This window comes from Ruegeria sp. F11 (genome assembly GCF_056533855.1).
In genome coordinates, this window is sequence record NZ_JBQFOW010000006.1 from 111,697 (window position 1) to 128,969 (window position 17,273).

18 protein-coding genes are annotated in these 17,273 nt (G+C 59.4%); 3 read left to right on the forward strand and 15 right to left on the reverse strand.

Annotated elements, in window-relative coordinates:
• Window positions 1-53: 53 nt before the first annotated feature.
• Window positions 54-443 carry a phosphoribosyl-AMP cyclohydrolase gene (gene hisI, locus ACR0NJ_RS09625; protein ID WP_480816910.1) on the reverse strand — a complete coding sequence of 130 codons (390 nt, stop codon included), beginning with the start codon at window positions 441-443 and terminating at the stop codon, window positions 54-56.
• A 48-nt stretch (window positions 444-491) separates the two neighbouring features.
• Between hisI and ACR0NJ_RS09630 the strand changes: the two genes are divergently transcribed.
• Both ACR0NJ_RS09630 and ACR0NJ_RS09635 read left to right on the forward strand, forming a co-directional pair.
• Window positions 492-944 (forward strand): iron-sulfur cluster assembly scaffold protein, encoded by a 453-nt coding sequence (locus tag ACR0NJ_RS09630; protein WP_480816911.1) that lies wholly within the window; start codon window positions 492-494, stop codon window positions 942-944.
• A 59-nt stretch (window positions 945-1,003) separates the two neighbouring features.
• Window positions 1,004-1,642: a MarC family protein gene (locus ACR0NJ_RS09635; RefSeq protein ID WP_480816912.1), complete on the forward strand. Its 639-nt coding sequence runs from the start codon at window positions 1,004-1,006 to the stop codon at window positions 1,640-1,642.
• Window positions 1,643-1,828: 186 nt separating this feature from the next.
• On the opposite strand, the gene ACR0NJ_RS09640 is transcribed toward ACR0NJ_RS09635, so the two are convergent.
• From ACR0NJ_RS09640 to sciP, 5 genes are all read right to left on the reverse strand, one after another.
• The gene (locus ACR0NJ_RS09640) at window positions 1,829-1,951 is read right to left on the reverse strand and encodes a hypothetical protein (protein WP_480816913.1); all 123 of its coding nucleotides are present in this window, start codon (window positions 1,949-1,951) and stop codon (window positions 1,829-1,831) included.
• Window positions 1,952-2,063: 112 nt separating this feature from the next.
• Window positions 2,064-4,154 carry an ATP-dependent DNA helicase RecG gene (gene recG / locus ACR0NJ_RS09645; protein ID WP_480816914.1) on the reverse strand — a complete coding sequence of 697 codons (2,091 nt, stop codon included), beginning with the start codon at window positions 4,152-4,154 and terminating at the stop codon, window positions 2,064-2,066.
• Window positions 4,151-6,277, reverse strand: coding sequence for an NAD-dependent DNA ligase LigA (gene ligA, locus ACR0NJ_RS09650; protein WP_480816915.1), 2,127 nt, complete (start codon window positions 6,275-6,277; stop codon window positions 4,151-4,153). Before ligA ends, recG begins: the two co-directional genes overlap by 4 nt.
• Before the next feature lie 123 nt (window positions 6,278-6,400).
• Window positions 6,401-7,117, reverse strand: a complete 717-nt coding sequence (ctrA, locus tag ACR0NJ_RS09655) for a response regulator transcription factor CtrA (RefSeq protein WP_480816916.1) — start codon at window positions 7,115-7,117, stop codon at window positions 6,401-6,403.
• An 83-nt stretch (window positions 7,118-7,200) separates the two neighbouring features.
• Entirely contained in the window at window positions 7,201-7,494 is a 294-nt protein-coding gene (gene sciP / locus ACR0NJ_RS09660; protein WP_480816917.1) for a CtrA inhibitor SciP, read from the reverse strand.
• Window positions 7,495-7,622: 128 nt separating this feature from the next.
• Here sciP and mnmA point away from each other — a divergent pair, with 128 nt between their 5' ends.
• Window positions 7,623-8,768, forward strand: coding sequence for a tRNA 2-thiouridine(34) synthase MnmA (gene mnmA / locus ACR0NJ_RS09665; protein WP_480816918.1), 1,146 nt, complete (start codon window positions 7,623-7,625; stop codon window positions 8,766-8,768).
• On the opposite strand, the gene ACR0NJ_RS09670 is transcribed toward mnmA, so the two are convergent.
• The 9 genes from ACR0NJ_RS09670 to rseP form a co-directional block, all read right to left on the reverse strand.
• Window positions 8,765-9,346, reverse strand: coding sequence for a hypothetical protein (locus tag ACR0NJ_RS09670; RefSeq protein WP_480816919.1), 582 nt, complete (start codon window positions 9,344-9,346; stop codon window positions 8,765-8,767). The two genes, mnmA and ACR0NJ_RS09670, sit on opposite strands and share 4 nt — an antisense overlap.
• Window positions 9,346-10,503, reverse strand: coding sequence for a lipid-A-disaccharide synthase (lpxB, locus tag ACR0NJ_RS09675; protein ID WP_480816920.1), 1,158 nt, complete (start codon window positions 10,501-10,503; stop codon window positions 9,346-9,348). The genes ACR0NJ_RS09670 and lpxB overlap by 1 nt, the downstream gene beginning before the upstream one ends.
• Window positions 10,503-11,297, reverse strand: a complete 795-nt coding sequence (locus ACR0NJ_RS09680) for an LpxI family protein (RefSeq protein ID WP_480816921.1) — start codon at window positions 11,295-11,297, stop codon at window positions 10,503-10,505. Before ACR0NJ_RS09680 ends, lpxB begins: the two co-directional genes overlap by 1 nt.
• A gap of 4 nt (window positions 11,298-11,301) precedes the next feature.
• Window positions 11,302-12,087 carry an acyl-ACP--UDP-N-acetylglucosamine O-acyltransferase gene (lpxA, locus tag ACR0NJ_RS09685; RefSeq protein WP_480816922.1) on the reverse strand — a complete coding sequence of 262 codons (786 nt, stop codon included), beginning with the start codon at window positions 12,085-12,087 and terminating at the stop codon, window positions 11,302-11,304.
• Window positions 12,084-12,557: a 3-hydroxyacyl-ACP dehydratase FabZ gene (fabZ, locus tag ACR0NJ_RS09690; RefSeq protein ID WP_480816923.1), complete on the reverse strand. Its 474-nt coding sequence runs from the start codon at window positions 12,555-12,557 to the stop codon at window positions 12,084-12,086. Before fabZ ends, lpxA begins: the two co-directional genes overlap by 4 nt.
• 73 nt (window positions 12,558-12,630) lie before the next feature.
• Entirely contained in the window at window positions 12,631-13,200 is a 570-nt protein-coding gene (locus tag ACR0NJ_RS09695) for an OmpH/Skp family outer membrane protein (RefSeq protein ID WP_480816924.1), read from the reverse strand.
• Between the two features lie 21 nt (window positions 13,201-13,221).
• Window positions 13,222-15,582, reverse strand: a complete 2,361-nt coding sequence (bamA, locus tag ACR0NJ_RS09700; RefSeq protein ID WP_480816925.1) for an outer membrane protein assembly factor BamA — start codon at window positions 15,580-15,582, stop codon at window positions 13,222-13,224.
• 127 nt (window positions 15,583-15,709) lie between these two features.
• A complete protein-coding gene (locus tag ACR0NJ_RS09705) occupies window positions 15,710-15,838 on the reverse strand; it encodes a hypothetical protein (protein ID WP_480610787.1) in 129 nt (42 codons plus the stop codon).
• Window positions 15,839-15,919: 81 nt separating this feature from the next.
• Window positions 15,920-17,272 carry an RIP metalloprotease RseP gene (gene rseP, locus ACR0NJ_RS09710; protein WP_480816926.1) on the reverse strand — a complete coding sequence of 451 codons (1,353 nt, stop codon included), beginning with the start codon at window positions 17,270-17,272 and terminating at the stop codon, window positions 15,920-15,922.
• Window position 17,273: the final 1 nt, after the last annotated feature.

A 17,273-nucleotide genomic window follows, 5' to 3' on the forward strand; every position in this document is an offset into this window, starting at 1 on the left:
CCGCTTTCATCTTTTTTAGAATACTCTCGCCGAAGGCATGGCGCTTGGGCCATTCAGCCCATCGGTTTCATCAACTCTACCTCAACCCCGTCCCGCACCGCCGTGTAAAAACAGGTCCGGCGGTTCGTATGACAGGCCGGGCCGGTCTGGCGCACCAGAACCAGCAGGCAATCCCGGTCGCAATCGACGCGGAAATCGACCAATTCCTGTACATGGCCCGAGGTCTCGCCCTTGATCCAGAACGCCTGCCGCGAACGCGACCAATAGGTCACGCGCCCGGTCTCCAGCGTTCGCTCGACCGCTTGCGCGTTCATCCAGGCCATCATCAGCACCTCGCCGGTCGCCTCGTCCTGCGCGATGGCGGGGATCAACCCGGCCTCATTGTATTTCAGCGTCGCTGGGTCAAACGTGACGGTGTCAGACATGACAAAAACCTTTTGCATCCCGTGGGCTGGTCACTATGTATGGGGAACACGCAACGAGGGAAAGCCATGAGCGGCGAGAACGACCTGATCAAGCTGTATTCCGGACGGATTCTGGCGCTGGCCGCGGATATTCCGCATCTGGATCGGCTGGAAAACCCTGACGCGACGGTCAAGAAACGCTCCCCCCTGTGCGGATCGACCGTGACGGTTGACGTGAAGGTGCAGGACGGACGTGTCAGCGCCTTCGGGCAGGATGTAAAGGCCTGCGCGCTGGGTCAGGCCTCGGCCTCGGTTGTGGGCGACGCCGTGATTGGCGCGACGCGGGCGCAGGTTGAAACCGCGCGTGACCAGTTGGCCGCGATGTTGAAACAGGACGGCCCTGCCCCGGATGCGCCGTTCGATGGGCTGGAAGTGCTGAAGCCCGCGCGCGAGTACAAGAACCGGCACGCCTCGATCATGCTGGCGCTGGACGCGACGGCCGAGGCGATGGAGCAGGCCGAACAGGCCAACTGCGCCTGAGCGTGGCGTTTTAGGGCAAACCCGTCTAACCTCCGTCAGATATTGGGGGAAGTTCGGGTTTGAACGACTTACTTGAACATTTTGTAACGCTCTGGGTCGTGATCGACCCCATCGGCACCATCCCCGTTTTCATTGCCGTCACCGCCGGGATTGAGGCCACAGCCCGCCGCCGCACCGCTTTGTTGGCTGCCCTTGTCAGTGCCGGCATTTTGCTGTTCTTCCTGATCTTCGGCCAATTGCTGATCGAGGCGCTGGATATCGGCCTGAACTCCTTTCAGGTTGCCGGTGGGATCATCCTGTTCCTATTCGCGCTGACGATGATTTTTGGCGAAAGCAAACAGGTGGTCGAGCAGCGTCAGGCCGAAGAAGACGCGGATGACAAGATGCACAAGCAGAACCCGGCGATTTTTCCGTTGGCGGTTCCGTCATTGGCCTCGCCCGGCGCGATGCTGGCGGTTGTGATTCTGACGGACAACAACCGGTATAGCGTTGTGGATCAGGGTGTTACCGCCCTGGTGATGCTCTCAGTTCTGGCCGTTGCATTTGTTCTGATGCTACTGGCCGAGCCGATCATTCGTCTGATCGGCCACTCCGGCGCGGCCATCATCAGCCGCGTGATGGGCATGATTTTGGCCTCGGTCGCGGCGAATTCGGTTCTGTCGGCGATGCTTGAGATTATCAAAACCGGACAGCTTTAAGAAAAAACCGCCGCACCTTCCGGGCGGAAAGGGCGGCGGCAGGTAATGCGTTTCTCGTGTGGGGTCCGGAAGACCGCGCGGGGCCGAGGCAAGGCCCCTCAAGGGGTTTGGGACAGGCAGGTCACCCTTGACTGAAATGGGAAGACACGCGCGGTTTGATCGGCACGAGAGCGCAGGCAGAAAGGATTAGAACCCGACAGGCATGTGAAGCGCGACCATCAGGATCACGACCAGCGACATCACACCGGCTGCATCCTGCAGGATCGTGGATTGCGAGCGGTTGAACGCGGTCTTGATCTGGGTCAGCATGTGTCACCTCCGGTCAGGCAATTAATCCTTTGTTGACCTTTTGTTCTCATATTTTGCCGAGTCGGTAAAGAACTTTTTAAGAACATTTGTGAACTAAATGGTGATTTCGAGTCTAACCCACTGAAATCAAACGGATCGCCTGATCCTGCTTCATCAGCCAAAGCAGAACACGAGCCGCCCGCCCCCGTTGAGTTTCAAGCTTGGGATCGGCATTCAACAATGCGCGCGCATCTGTCTGGGCGACAGCCATCAGGCCGGCTTGCCGTTCAAGATCGGCGATGCGGAATTTCGGTAGCCCCGATTGCGCGGTTCCGATCAGGTCGCCCGCACCCCGCATCTGCAGGTCGGTCTCGGAAATGCGGAACCCGTCTTCGGTTTCGCGCAGCACTTCCAGCCGTTTGCGCCCGCCCTCGCTGAGCGGGGGCTGATACATCAGCAAACAGGTGGATTCCGCGTCGCCCCGCCCCACGCGGCCGCGCAATTGGTGCAACTGGGCAAGACCGAAGATTTCAGCCCGCTCAATCACCATGATCGAGGCATTGGGCACGTTGACCCCAACCTCGATCACCGTGGTGGCCACCAGAACCTTGGTGTGCCCGTTCTGAAAAGCCTCCATCGCCGCGTCTTTATCGGCGGGCGGCATCTGGCCGTGCACCAGCCCAACATTGCCGTCGCCCAGAATGGCGCGCAGCCGCTTGAACCGCTCCTCGGCAGCAGTCAGGTCGGATACCTCTGATTCGTCGACCAGAGGGCACACCCAATAGCATTGCCGCCCCTCATCAATCGCGCGCTGCAGATTGGTCACGACCTCATCCATACGCTGTGTGCTGATGATGGCCGTTTTGATGGGCTTCCGACCGGGCGGCTTTTCATCCAGAACCGAGACGTCCATGTCGCCATATTGCGCCAGCGCCAGACTGCGGGGGATCGGCGTGGCGGTCATCACCAGCACATCCGCACCCTGCCCTTTGTCCGACAGCTCCATCCGCTGGCGCACGCCAAAGCGGTGTTGTTCGTCAACGATGGCCAGCCGTAGCGCGTGGAATTCTACATCACTTTGGAACACCGCATGGGTGCCGACCAAAATCTGGATGTCGCCGCTTCGCAATGCGGCCAGTTTCGCTTTTCGCTCCGCGCCTTTATCGCGCCCGGTCAGGATTTCCAGAACCACACCGGCCTCTTCGGCAAGGGGCCGCAACCCTTCCAGATGCTGCCGGGCCAATATTTCGGTCGGGGCCATCATGACGCCCTGTCCCCCGGCCTCGACCGCCACCAGCAAAGCCATGAACGCCACAAGCGTTTTGCCCGCACCCACATCGCCCTGAAGCAAGCGGTTCATACGCGCGTCCGAGGCCATATCTGTTGAGATTTCCTCGATCGCAAGGCTTTGCGCGCCCGTTGGTCGGTATGGCAGGCTGGCCAGAACTTTGGACTGCAGCGCGCCGGTTCCAACGCTGACAACCCCGCGCGCCTTTCGTTCCCTTTGGCGCGCCAGGGCCAGCGTCAGTTGATGCGCCAGCAGTTCATCATAGGCCAGACGCTCCCGAGCTGGTGCAAAAGGTGCAACATCATCCGCGCCCTGCGGGTTGTGCGCGGCCCTAATTGCTCCGGCCCAATCCGGCCAGTTCTTTTGCGAAAGCTGAGCCGGGTCGATCCATTCCGCCAATTCCGGTGCGCGGGCCAGCGCACTGCGCGCCGCTTTGAAGGCGGTCTTTTGGGTCAGGCCCTGCGTCAGATGATAAACCGGCTCGAACTCTGGAATTTCCGTCGCCTGTTCCACCGGCAGCATATGGTCGGGATGCACCATCTGCGCCATGCCGTCAAAAAGCTCTAACTTGCCCGAGATCACCCGGCGCGCTCCTTGCGGCAGCACCTTTTTCAGGTAATCCCCCCGCGCGTGGAAAAAGACCAGTTGGAAATCGGCCTGAGTATCTTCGACATGAACCCGATAGGCACCGCCCTTGTTGCGCGGCGGTCGGTGCGCGCCAACAGTCACTTCGACTGTAAGCGTGGTCGGCAGATCGGCCCCCTGGATCGTCTCGCGCCTGCGCCGGTCGACAACCGCATAAGGCAGGCCGAAAAGCACATCGCGGGGGCTTTCGGTCCCCGCTTGCGCCATCACCTGAGCCGTTTTCGGGCCGACGCCCTCTAACGTTTCAAGCCCCGCGAACAGCGGGAAAAGCTGTTCCGGTCGTCCGCTCATGCGCCGTCGATCAGCTGCAGCCAGCTATCCTCATCCAGCGTTTCAATGCCAAGCTCGGCGGCTTTCTTGGCTTTGGAGCCCGCACCCGGACCGGCAACCAACAGGTCGGTTTTTTTGCTGACCGAGCCTGAAACCTTTGCGCCCAACGCTTCGGCCCGCGCTTTGGCTTCGGCGCGGGTCATCTTTTCCAGCGTGCCGGTGAAGACAACAGTCTTGCCTGCCACCGGACTGCCGGAGGTATCCGGCCGTTTCGCCTCCTGCACCTGCAGTTGCGCGACCAGGGCGTTGATGCTGGTGCGTTCCGCAGGCTGTGCAAAGGCCGAGACCAGCGAACGGGCCATGATTTCCCCGATCCCGTCGATGCCGATCAGGTCGTCCCATTCCGGCCCCTCAAACCCCGAGGCGGCGGTGACGGCGCGCTCAAACTCCGACCAGCTTCCGTAATGGTTCGCGATCAGGTTTGATGCGGCTTCACCCATGTGCCGAATACCCAGCGCAAACAGCAAGCGCCCAAAGGGAATGTTGCGCTTTTCGTCGATCGCAGCCCACAGGTTGCCCGCGCTTTGCGCGCCCCAACCTTTGCGGTTGGCCAGCTTGTTCAGATTGCCCCCATCCCTGTTGTGCAACGTGAAAATATCGACCGGTGTTCGGATCGGCAGATCGGGATCATCATAGAACATCTCAATCTGTTTCGCGCCCAGCCCTTCGATATCGAACGCCTTGCGCGAGACGAAATGTTTCAATTTTTCAACGGCCTGCGCGGGGCAAATGACGCCACCTGTGCAGCGTCTGACCGCATCGCCCTCTTCTCGAATGGCGTCGCTTTGGCATTGCGGGCAGGTTGTCGGGAATTTGTATGGCTCGGCCCCTTCGGGCCGTTTTGACAGATCGACATCGGCGATTTTCGGGATCACGTCGCCCGCGCGATAGACCTGCACCCAGTCGCCTTCGCGAATGTCCTTGCCATCGCGGATCGTTCCGCCTTTGGCGTCCTGCCCGGCGACATAATCCTCGTTATGCAACGTGGCGTTCGAGACCACGACGCCGCCAACAGTCACCGGATGCAGCCGCGCGACCGGGCTGAGCGCACCGGTGCGGCCGACCTGAATGTCGATCGCCTCGAGTCGGGTCCAAGCCAATTCAGCGGGAAACTTGTGCGCAATTGCCCATCTGGGGGTCGTCGAGCGGAACCCGAGCCTGGCCTGCAGCGCCAAATTGTTCACCTTGTATACAACGCCGTCGATGTCATAGCCGAGGGTCGCGCGCTGTTCTTCGATGCTGCGGTAATGGTTCAACATGTCTGCGGTCGTTGGGCAAACTTTTGTGAGTGTGTTCGTGGAAAACCCGAAGCTCTTGAGCCGTTGAATCGCCGCCATCTGCGTGTCAGCCAAAGGTTCGGACAGTTCCCCCCAAGCATATGCAAAGAAACGCAAAGGGCGCGATTGGGTGATCGAGGCATCCAACTGGCGCAGAGAACCCGCCGCTGCATTCCTCGGGTTGGCAAAGAGTTTGCCTCCGGTCTCGGACTGGCGCGCGTTCAGGTTTTCGAAATCCTGATGGGACATGTAAACCTCGCCCCGGACCTCCATGATATCCGGTGCGCCGTCGATCTTCTGGGGAATGTCCGCGACCGTGCGTGCATTGGCCGTTACGTTTTCGCCAACTTCCCCATCACCGCGCGTTGCGGCCTGCACCAGTTCCCCTTTTTCGTAGCGCAGCGAAAGCGACAGCCCGTCAATCTTGGGCTCCGCCGTGAACGCCAGTGGGGCCTCGGTATCCAGCCCAAGGTATTTTCGGATGGAGCGGTCGAAATCCGCTACATCCTCATCATCGAAGGCATTGCCCAGCGACATCATGCGAACCGCATGCGTGACCTTCGAGAACCCGTCGGCCGCCCGCGCACCCACCTGGTCCGAGGGGCTGTCCTCACGTTTGAGATGCGGAAAACGCGCTTCAATCTCGGCATTGCGGCGCTTGAGCGCGTCGTATTCCGCATCCGAAATCTCGGGCGCGTCCTCGGCGTGATACAGCGTGTTTGCCCGCGAAAGCTGTTCGGCCAGACGCGCAAGCTCTTCTCGCGCTTGCTGCTCTGTCAAATCCTGCGCTGAAACTGAATCGCTCATGCCCTCGCCCCGTCACTTAATCTTGGACCTCAGTGATAGGGCGAGGCCATGGCCAGGTCCAGACGTGCTGAGACGTGAGTGGAGGTGCCGCCCTGGACCGACGGCGGCACAGGTTTGGTCAATTCAGGCGCTGACGGCCATCCGGGTCTCGTCCATGCTGTTGGACTGAGGATCACGCAGCACATATCCCCTGCCCCAAACGGTTTCGATATAATTCTCACCGCCTGTCGCATTGCTGAGTTTCTTGCGCAGCTTGCAGATGAAAACGTCGATGATTTTCAACTCGGGTTCATCCATGCCGCCATACAAGTGATTCAGGAACATTTCTTTGGTCAGCGTCGTGCCTTTACGCAAACTCAGCAGTTCCAGCATCTGGTATTCCTTGCCTGTCAGATGAACCGTCTTGCCGTCCACTTCGACTGTTTTAGCGTCGAGGTTAACGGCAACCCGGCCTGTATGAATAACGGATTGCGAATGCCCCTTGGAGCGGCGGATGATCGCGTGAATGCGGGCAACCAGTTCTTCGCGATGGAAAGGCTTGGTTAGGTAGTCATCGGCCCCAAAGCCGAAGCCTTTGATCTTGCTTTCGGTGTCGTCGGCACCCGACAGGATCAGAATCGGCGTTTCAACCCGCGCGATCCGCAACTGGCGCAACACTTCATGGCCGTTCATGTCCGGCAGGTTGAGATCCAGCAAAATCAGGTCGTAGTCATAGAGCTTTGCCAGATCGATGCCCTCTTCCCCCAAATCCGTTGCATACACATTCAGGTTCGCATGCGTCAGCATCAACTCGATGCTTTTGGATGTTGTCGGGTCATCCTCGACAAGAAGTATTCTCATTTACTGCTCCAATTCGGGTCAACTATTCCTATTGAAATTAACCCTGACTAATATTGGTTAATCTGACGTTACCGTTGAATCATTTATTCGGTATCACCTTTAGGTTGTCTATATTTTTTTAAGGCCGTCACCTTCAAAGCGTCCACACCGTGTTCTGCGACCGCCGAAACCCATGTGTTGAATTCTTCATCGCTGATGCCATAGCGTTTTTTGGCATCTGACAAGGTGATCAGCCCGTACAGAACGCCGCGCACGACAATCGCCTTGCGCGAGGCGACCCAGCGGCGCGTGTCTTCGGGCGGCAGATCGGCGCGTGTCAAAACCGTTCCATCCGGCAGGGTTACGGACCTTGGCCCTTCAACTTTGTGCAAATACATCTCTCTGCCCTTTCCTGGTGCGACAAAGCTGCATCCAGGCTACTTAATGGCGCGTGAAACCGCCCCTTGAGAGTGTCTAGAATTTTCCTATATTCTGCCGGTCTTTCTTAACCCGGACTGGAATCGCCATGGCCCTCGCTGCCGAAACCCAACTCAATTCGCTTGGCTTCGCCAAACCGCCCTCGGAAACGCGGGTGGTGGTTGCAATGTCCGGTGGTGTGGACAGTTCCGTGGTGGCCGCGCATCTGGCGGATCAGGGGTATGACGTGGTTGGCGTAACGCTGCAGCTTTATGACCACGGCGCGGCGCTGGCCAAAAAGGGAGCCTGTTGTGCTGGGATCGACATCCACGATGCGCGGCGCGTGGCCGAAGAACGTGGCTTTCCGCATTACGTCTTGGACTATGAGAACATCTTCAAGGACGCGGTAATTGACGAGTTCGCCGACAGCTATCTGGCAGGCGCGACGCCAGTGCCGTGTATTCGCTGCAATGAGCGGGTGAAGTTCAAAGACTTGCTGGAAACTGCCAAGGACCTTGAGGCCGACTGCATGGCCACGGGTCATTATATCCAACGCAAGATGGGCCCGAAAGGCCCGGAATTGCACAGCGCTGAGGATGCGAACCGCGATCAGTCCTATTTCCTGTTCTCAACCACGCCCGAGCAGCTAGACTTCCTGCGCTTCCCGCTGGGTCACCTGCCCTCGAAAGACGCCACGCGCGAGATGGCGGCGCAATACGGGCTGGCCGTGGCCGACAAGCCCGACAGTCAGGACATCTGCTTTGTGCCCAACGGCAACTATGCCAGCGTGATCGAAAAGCTGCGCCCCGGTGCGGCGGAACCGGGCGAGATCGTGCATGCCGATGGCCGCGTTCTGGCGCAGCATAACGGGGTCATTCACTACACCATCGGTCAGCGGCGCGGCCTGGGCATCGGCGGGCTCAGCGAGCCGCTTTACGTGGTCAAGCTGGACGTGGACAAGAAACAGGTCGTCGTCGGCCCGAAAGAGATGCTGGCGACCCGCACCGTTCCCGTGCGCGAGATCAACTGGCTGGGGGATGAGCCTTTCACGTCGCGCGACGAATGGCACCTGTCGGTCAAAGTTCGTTCGACCCGCCCGCCGCGTGAGGCGATTGTGCGCCCCTTGTCCGACACGACGGCCGAGGTGGAACTATTGACGCCCGAGGAAGGCATCTCTCCGGGTCAGGCCTGTGTATTCTATGAAAGCACCGGCAGCCGTATCTTCGGCGGTGGGTGGATCTGGCGCGGTTACTAGATCGCGTCGGTCCACGAGTTGCTGAGGATGTAAAGCCCGGCGAAGATCATGACGAAGGGCACCAGTTTCTCCAACCGGTGCGCGAGATTCCCGGTCATGAACGGCGCTTTGGATCCCAGCAATGCGACCGAGGCCAGACCCAGCGCCGCGCTGCCCGCGCCGATGAGTCCTGCAATTCGGAAGCCGGGCGCGGAGTCGGCCAAAAGCGGTGCCAGCACGGCGAACGTATCCATCGACAGGCTGACAAACAGCATCGAAATCACGATGGTCGAGGCTCCGGTTTCGATCTTGGGGTCCTGCGTTGGCAACGCGCCGCGAACCTGACGCAGAACGCCCAGCACCCCTAAGGTCAGAGGGATAAGGCCCAGATAACCGGCCCAATGGGGGATGACGTCATCGACGCCGACCGCCACCAGATAAGCAGCGGCAATCACCAGTATCTGCGCGGCAAGAAATCCCAGAACGGAGCGCTTCGGCCCCGACACCATCATCAATGCCAGCAAGGCCGCGACATTGTCGAGGTTCGTCAAAACCTGCGCCGTAAAGGCCGACAGCGCAAAGACCGCATAATCCAGCATCAGGCGTTCATCCGGTCCAAAACGGCTTGCGCGGCGCGCAGGCCCGGGGCCTCGCCGCCGCGACCAAGCCGGTCCATCGTCAGGTCCATCGCCTGACGCTGCGTATCGGGGGCGTTTGTGACCTGTCTTAGCGCCTGGGAAATCTTGTCGGGCTGGCAATCGTCCAGCAGGCATTCAGGAACGGCGCGGGTCTCAGACACCAGATTGACCAGCGTCACCGTATCCAGACTGACCATTCGTTTGGCGATCAGAGTGGTGAGCCAGTTAAGGTTATAGGCAATCACCATCGGCGTCGCCTGCGCGGCCAGTTCCAATGAGACCGTGCCCGACGCCGCCAGAGCAAGATCGGCTGCGGCAAATGCGGCCCTTTTCTGCGCCTGCGCTTGATCCGATGGTAAATCTCTCGGGTCGACGACCAGAGGCTTTCCTGGCCAATCCTGCACGTGATCAGAGACCGCTTCTACCATATGCGCGACCGCCGGAACCACAACACGTGACTGGGAGCGATCTTGCAGAAACTGCTGCAAAGCGTCGCCGAAGATGGGGGCCAGCCGTTCGACCTCTCCCTTGCGAGAGCCGGGCAGCGCGAGGACAATGGGTGCATCTCCTAGACCATGATCCGCGCGAAACTGTGCAATATTCTGTTCCGAGGCGACGGGTTCGTTCACTACCGGATGGCCGACGAAATCACATTCCATCCCGGCGCGCTCCATATAGGGCGGCTCAAAGGGCAACAGCGCCAGAACATGGTCAATGACCTTCGCCATCTTGTCCGCCCGTCCCGGTCTCCACGCCCAGACACTTGGGGCCACATAATGGACGGTGCGAGTATCACCGGCCGCTTTGACGATCTTCGCCACGCGCAAGCTGAAATCCGGACTGTCGATGGTGATCAGCACATCCGGTTTCGTGTCCAGAACGGCCTGCGCCGTCTCGCCAATCCGGCGTTTCAGGTGGAAGAACTTGGGCAGAACCTCGATCAGCCCCATCACGCTGAGCTCGGACATGGGAAAGCGGCTGTTCAGCCCCTGTGCCTGCATCAGCGGCCCCCCAACGCCGTCAAATTCAACATCGGGGATCAGCGTCTTCAACCCCTGCATCAGCGCGCCGCCCAGCCGGTCGCCCGAGGGTTCACCGGCGACCAGAAACACGCGCATCAGACGAGCCGCTCGCGAACGTAAAGAAACAGGCCCAGACGGTTGCACTCGGCGATCACGCGATCCCGCTGCAGGACGATCACACCGCCTTTTTCGATGACAACGCCGGACAGCCCTGCGGCCACGGCACCAGTCACGGTGTCCGGCCCAATCGCCGGCAGATCGGCGCGGCGGTCCTGATCTGGTTTGGGACCCTTGAACAAGATACCACCGCCTGCATCCGGGCGTTGGGTCAGCGATTGCAGCATCCAGGCTGTGCCGTAAACACCCTCAACCGCCAATGCCTGCCCTTTGGCCACGGCGCAGGCTTGCCCGATATCCGCCGCTCCCATGGCACGCAAAATCCCGGCGGCCCGGTCGGCATCCGCCAGATCAGTCTCGGACGGTTGCGTTTCGGTCAGGCACCCCAGAGATGGCAGAAGGCCCGGCGCGATCTCATGCGCCGCGCGCACGTGCAGGCCCGCGTCCTCAAAAATCCCGATCGCGGCGCGCAACGCGCCGTCATCCCCCGACATGATCGCCTGCTGCAAGATCGGGACCAGAGGCATCGTGGCCGCGTCAATACGCGAGGGATCAATGGTCGGGCGCTGGACGGCACCGGCCATGCAAATCTCAGTCACGCCTCTGGTGCGAAGGTCCGCGATGAAACTGCCCAGATGCTCTAGCGGGAACACGACTTCTGCGGTCAGGCTGTCGGGCAGAAACCCCTCCATCGCGCAGATCACGGGGCGCTCGGCCAGTTCGGCAACCACTTCGTTCGGCAAAGCGCCGGTTCCCGCAATCAGCGCAAGCATCGCATTATTTCCCCGGTGTCAGGAAAGACCGGTCGCTATGCCCGGTCACGAAGTCGACGATCCGCCGTACATATTCGCTTTCGGTCTGATCCCCGACCCTGTGGGCGCGGTCCATGAAAGTGCCCTCGCCCTTGGACAACTCGCGGAACGCGGCGCGCAGGGCCGAGATATCCTCGCGCGAGACGCCTTTACGCTTGAGCCCAACCAGATTGAGCCCGTCCAGCTCACCGCGCGGAGCCTGCACAAGGCCGTAGGGAATAACATCGTTAGGCACCATGGTCAGCGCACCGATGATGGCGCCGCGCCCGACGCGTACCCATTGATGCAGGCCGGATATACCACCGATGATCACGTCATCCTCGATAATGCAATGCCCTGCGGCCCCGGCATGATTCACCATGATCACCCGGTTCCCGATCTGCACGTCATGCGCCACATGAACCCCGGCCATCAGCAGGCAGTCATCGCCGATCCGGGTCACGCCGCCGCCGCCATCGGTACCGGTGTTGACCGTTACGTGTTCCCGTATCCGGTTGCGCTTGCCGATCTCAAGCCTTGTATCTTCGCCGCCGAACTTCAGGTCCTGCGGGATTTCTCCGATCACCGAAAAGTTGAAAATGACCGTCTCATCGCCGACCGAGGTTTCACCGGTCACGACAACATGCGATTTCAGCTCAACCCGGTCGCCCAATGTGACCTGAGCGCCCACGTAGCAGAAAGGGCCAATCACGCAGTCTTGGCCGATCTGCGCCCCGTCTTCGATGATTGCGCTTGGGTGAATGCCGCTCATGCCGTCTTTTCCATCTCCCAGTCGACATAGGCCGAGAATTCGGCTTCGGCGGCGACATCCCCGTCGACGGTGGCACGACCGCTAAACTTGAACAGCTTGCCGCCCTTCTTGCCGCGCAGGGTCTCCACGTGCATCTCCAGCACGTCACCGGGCACGACTTTGCGGCGGAACTTACACTTGTCGATGCTCATGAAATAGATCAGCAACTCGGTATCGATCACATCCATGCCAACGCCCAACATCACGCCAGCGGTCTGGGCCATCGCCTCGACAATCGTGACGCCCGGCATGATCGGCGTTCCGGGGAAGTGGCCCTGAAAGTGCGGCTCGTTCATTGTGACGTTTTTGATGCCCCGGGCCGAGTGGTAATCGGTGATGTCCACAACCTTATCGACCAGCAGAAACGGATAGCGATGCGGCAATATCCGCTGGATCAGCTGAATGTCGGCGCTTTTGGGTTCCGTGGTCATAATAAAGTTGTCCCGTTTTGGATGTCTCAGTTCCCGCGTGGTTAGCAATACCGGAACGTAAGGGCAAGCAAACCTATTCGCTGTTGCCGTCCGGCAATTCGCTTCCGTCACCGATGGTGGCGTTGATCCGGGCAATCGCCGCGTCGGTCATGTCAGAGGTGTCCGAGCTGAGGAAGACATTGGATCGTTCCAGAATCATCGACGCACCAGTTTCCCGCAACAGGTCGATCAGAATCGGGCGCGCAAGGGCGAAAAAGGTCTGGCGATCCTCTTCGCTGCGCCGGGTCAGCGCGTCCAGTTTCGCGCGCTGACTTTCTCTATGGGTCTGGACCTTCTGGTCAAAGGCCTCGGCCAAGGGCCGGAATTCTTCGGGCTGCAGTTCGGCGCGCTTTTCGGTCAGGTCTTTTTCTTCCCGGCTGAGTTCGGCGACGATGCGTTCATTCTCTTCCGCGAGCAGCGCGCCTTCCAGTTCAAAGTCCCGAAGCACCCGCTGCCCAAAGGCAGAGTCGGTAAACAGCCGGTCGCTGGAAATCGTCAGAACACCGTGCGAGGCCGCGCCCAGTTGTTGCGCGACGACCGGGGCCGCAAACCACAGGGCCAGAAATGCGCACAGGGCCCAAAGCGGGCCCTGTTTTTGTGTCAAAAACTTCGTCAGCATCGCGGATCAGAACCGGGCCTGAACAGTCAGGTCAAAGTTCTGTTCCTTGTCAAAGCTCTCTTTCTTCAACGGCTGCGAGAAGTTGAACCGCAGCGGGCCAAAAGGCGTTTCCCACAAGACCGAAATTCCGATCACGTGGCGAATAGAGCCATCGGCACCGACGATTGTGGCCCCCGTCGTATCAACATCGTCAATGTTGTAAAGGTTGCCAACGTCATAGAACAGACCGCCGCGCAGGCCCAGTTCTTCCGGCAGCCCCAACGGGAAATCCGTTTCAAACCGGGCGACCCAGTAGTAGTTGCCACCGATGGCATCGTCCTGCCCGTTTGACAGGTCGCGCGGGCCAATACCGGCCGGTTCGAAACCGCGGAAAGTGTTTGGACCCAGAACAAATCGATCAAGGGTACGGCTGAAGTCGTTTCCACGCCAATGCAGGGCACCCAGTTCCAGCGTTGCCCGAAGCACAACCTCTTCGTTCCATACACGTGTCTGTGCTATACCCCGCGCGGTGGATTTGATGAACTCGTTGTCGCCGCCCAGACCTGCAGCGTCGACGCCGATTTCGAACAAAACGCCCGCATTCGGGTTCAGGCCGCCGAGACGGCTGTCATAAACATAAGAAACACCCAGCGAACTGCTGACCCGTTCGCCCTGCGCAATTTCTGACGCAATAACGGCACCGTTGATCTCGTCGTCCTGCTGAGTCATCTCGCTGCGCTCCCACCCGTAGCGCAGGCGGAGTGTCGACAATTCGCCGATGGCATAGCTCAGTTGAGGACGGAAAAACAGGCTCTCGGTGTCGTAGCTTGCAAAGCTCGAGTTGGTGGTGGCCAGACCCAGGCCAAGATCAAACTGCAGCCTGCGCCCCAGCAAGAAGGGTTCTGTGAAATTCAGCGTGTATTGCTCGGAATCCTGCGCTGTCGACAGGTTTACGCCGATGGTCTGCCCACGGCCCAGGAAGTTCCGTTCCTGTAGGCCAATGGCGATACCGAAACCATCCGTGGCCGAAAAGCTACCGCCAAGGCTCAGCGATCCGGTCGGTTGCTCTTCTACGTCCACGTCCACGATTACCTGGCTTGGCGATGATCCTTCGCGGGGTTCGACATCCGCGGTCGCAAAAAAGCCAAGGGCATTGATACGCTCGGCCGCGTTGCGGATTTCACGTGGGTTGAACGGGTCACCTTCAACCGTATCAAACTGTCGACGGATAACCCGGTCGAGCGTCGTCGTATTCCCTTCAATATCGATGCGCTCGACGAAAATGCGCGGACCGCGCGACAGGACAAACTGCACATCCAGGGTCAGGTCGCGCGCGTTGCGGGTAACACGTGGCTCGACACGCAGGAAGTCAACGCCTTCTTTCAGGCCCAGACGTTCCATCCGCGCGATGGAGTTTTCCACCAAGGAAGGCGTATAAGTCACGCCCGGTTTGATCTTCAGTGCCGCTTGATAAGGGGCCGGATCGACACCGGGGATTTCACTGACGGTGGTGATCTGGCCGAACGAGAATTTCTGGCCCTCGGTAATGTTCATCACCAGGAAGAACGCATCGCGTTCGCGGGTGAATTCGACATTGGCGCTGTTCACGCGGAAATCGACATAGCCACGCGACAGGTAGAAATCGCGGATCACCTGTTTGTCGAACTCAATGCGATCGCCGATGAACGTGTCGCTTCTGAAAAACGTCCGCAGGAAGGTCGCCTGCTTCGTCTCCAAAACGCGGCGCAGACGACGATCGGAAAAGGCGCGGTTGCCGACGAAGCTGACCCGTTCGACCTCGATGGTCGTGCCCTCGGCAACCTCGAACACCAGATCGACCCGGTTATCGCTGCGGCGAATGATGCGAGGGATGACCGTGGCGGATACGCGGCCCTGTGCCGAATAAACTTGGGCGATCAGGTCAGCGTCGGCTTCTGCGATTCGCGGCGTGAACACGCGGCGCGGTTCGGATGAGATCACATCCAGAAGCACATCATCCTTGATACGCGCGTTCCCTTCGATGCTGATCTGGTTGATTGTCGGGTATTCCTGCACCTCGATGACCAGCGTAGTGCCACGCGGAGTCAACTCGACTGTTTCAAAAACACCACTGTCAAGCAAACGCTGATAAGCGTCGTTCAATTGACCGGAAGTGACAGTCTGACCCGGTTCGATTCCCGTACGTGCGATGATCGTGCCGGTTTCGATGCGCCGGTTACCATCGACATCAAAGGAATTGATCGTGAAGCTCTGCGCCTGCGCCGCATGAGGCAAAGCCAGTAAACTCACTGCTACAAAAAGGAAAAGGAAGGTTAGTGGCTGCCACAAAATCTTGTTTGCCGGCTTTTGCCCCCCGCAGGATGTGCCTGCGCCTTGCCTGTAAGTCATTTTATGCTCTACCCAGAATTTTAGGACTTTAAAGCTGAGTAGCGGGAATAAATCCACTTGTCAAAAGGCCAAAAAACGCACCCTTATACAGGGTGCGCCGTCTGCTTTCACCGGAAGAGTGTTAGAATCACAGACCCGCGAGGTAAGCGCCGCCAGCCAAGGCCAGAGCAGTCGCGCCGAAATACAAAAGCGAGTCCCAGTTCAGGATGAACAGGAAGCTGACACTCTGATAAGATTTCCGCAGTGCTTTTGACATGACCGCCTCATTGGTAGCAAAAAAGACCGTACCCCAAGATTGCGGCGACATTGCGGCGTCAATAAGTGATGGGCGTCACAATCAGCAGAACAAATCGTTACTGACCGAGAACAGCATCAGCGCCAGGATTAGGCTCAGACCGACGCCCATAAAGACCCGCAGCGCCTTTTCGCTGGGCGGTCTGCCGGTGATCGCCTCATAGGCGTAAAACACCAGATGCCCGCCGTCCAACACCGGGATCGGGAACAAATTCAGCAATCCCACTGCGGTCGACAGAACGGCGATGAAAAAGATGAAGTTCTGCGCCCCTTGGCTGGCCATCGCGCCCGAGGTCTCGGCGATGCCAATCGGACCCGAGATGTTGCAGGTGCTGATCGCGCCGGTCACCATATGCCACATGCCAGAAAGAGACCCATCGATGATGCGCATGGTCTGACGCACGCCGCCGGATAGAGAATCCAGCAGACCTGCCGGGACGGTCGCGGGTTCAAGCATCATGCCTCCGACGATACCGATCCGCCAATGAGTGACAAAGCCACCATCCGGTTGCGGCTCATCCGTGCGACGCGGGGCCAGCGCAAACTCAAGATCGGCCCCGTCCCGCCAGACGTTCAGCAACAGAACTCGGCCGTCAGAGCTTTCGACAAACTCCTTGAGTTGTTCGAAGGCAAAGATGGGTTCGCCATTAACGGCGGTAATAACATCCCCCTGCTCAAGCTGAATGTCCATCGCGGCACTGCGCGGCGCGACCTGCCGGATCAACGGCGGGAACAGCCAAGGGGCCTGCACATCCATTGTCTCTCCGTCGCGGATGACCGTGTAGTCCAGAACCGGTTCTACAGGCAGCGCCTCGGTGAACTCGCTCCAGGTGCTTTCTTCATCAAACTCCGGCGTCGGGATGCCCGCAATCGCGATGATCTCATCCCCCACCTGCAGGCCCTGAACCGTGCCGGGCAAAGGCTGCAGCGCCCCGATTGTCAGCGGTTCCCGAGACACGCCCTGCGACCAGAAAATCAGGCCGAAGACTATAATCGACATGATAAAATTGAATATTGGCCCGGCGGCAACGGTTGCCGTGCGCGCCCACAACGGCGCGCCGTGCATTGTGCGGCGCAGCTCTTCCGGGCTTTGTTCGGCAATGTCTTCCATCGCCTCGGAATCCTTGCCCGACGCTGCGTTCGCATCGCCAAGAAACTTCACATATCCGCCAAAGGGCAACAACGCCACTTGCCATCTGGTGCCACGTTTGTCGATTCGGCTCCACAACACAGGGCCGAACCCGATCGAAAACACCTCGGCATGGATGCCGGACCAGCGTCCGACGATGTAATGGCCATATTCATGCACCGCCACGATGGCGGACAGCGCGACCACAAAGGCCACAATCGTGTACAGCAAATTGCCGAACTGGGGGATCAGTGAGAGTGCGTCCAAA

What these genes read in the sequence shown, in the direction of transcription:
- hisI (WP_480816910.1), bottom strand. Translation starts at nt 443, where the DNA reads ATGCAAAAGGTTTTTGTCATGTCTGACACCGTCACGTTTGACCCAGCG.
- ACR0NJ_RS09630 (WP_480816911.1), top strand. Translation starts at nt 492, where the DNA reads ATGAGCGGCGAGAACGACCTGATCAAGCTGTATTCCGGACGGATTCTG.
- ACR0NJ_RS09640 (WP_480816913.1), bottom strand. Translation starts at nt 1,951, where the DNA reads ATGCTGACCCAGATCAAGACCGCGTTCAACCGCTCGCAATCCACGATC.
- recG (WP_480816914.1), bottom strand. Translation starts at nt 4,154, where the DNA reads ATGAGCGGACGACCGGAACAGCTTTTCCCGCTGTTCGCGGGGCTTGAA.
- ligA (WP_480816915.1), bottom strand. Translation starts at nt 6,277, where the DNA reads ATGAGCGATTCAGTTTCAGCGCAGGATTTGACAGAGCAGCAAGCGCGA.
- ctrA (WP_480816916.1), bottom strand. Translation starts at nt 7,117, where the DNA reads ATGAGAATACTTCTTGTCGAGGATGACCCGACAACATCCAAAAGCATC.
- sciP (WP_480816917.1), bottom strand. Translation starts at nt 7,494, where the DNA reads ATGTATTTGCACAAAGTTGAAGGGCCAAGGTCCGTAACCCTGCCGGAT.
- mnmA (WP_480816918.1), top strand. Translation starts at nt 7,623, where the DNA reads ATGGCCCTCGCTGCCGAAACCCAACTCAATTCGCTTGGCTTCGCCAAA.
- ACR0NJ_RS09670 (WP_480816919.1), bottom strand. Translation starts at nt 9,346, where the DNA reads ATGCTGGATTATGCGGTCTTTGCGCTGTCGGCCTTTACGGCGCAGGTT.
- lpxB (WP_480816920.1), bottom strand. Translation starts at nt 10,503, where the DNA reads ATGCGCGTGTTTCTGGTCGCCGGTGAACCCTCGGGCGACCGGCTGGGC.
- ACR0NJ_RS09680 (WP_480816921.1), bottom strand. Translation starts at nt 11,297, where the DNA reads ATGCTTGCGCTGATTGCGGGAACCGGCGCTTTGCCGAACGAAGTGGTT.
- lpxA (WP_480816922.1), bottom strand. Translation starts at nt 12,087, where the DNA reads ATGAGCGGCATTCACCCAAGCGCAATCATCGAAGACGGGGCGCAGATC.
- fabZ (WP_480816923.1), bottom strand. Translation starts at nt 12,557, where the DNA reads ATGACCACGGAACCCAAAAGCGCCGACATTCAGCTGATCCAGCGGATA.
- bamA (WP_480816925.1), bottom strand. Translation starts at nt 15,582, where the DNA reads ATGACTTACAGGCAAGGCGCAGGCACATCCTGCGGGGGGCAAAAGCCG.
- ACR0NJ_RS09705 (WP_480610787.1), bottom strand. Translation starts at nt 15,838, where the DNA reads ATGTCAAAAGCACTGCGGAAATCTTATCAGAGTGTCAGCTTCCTGTTC.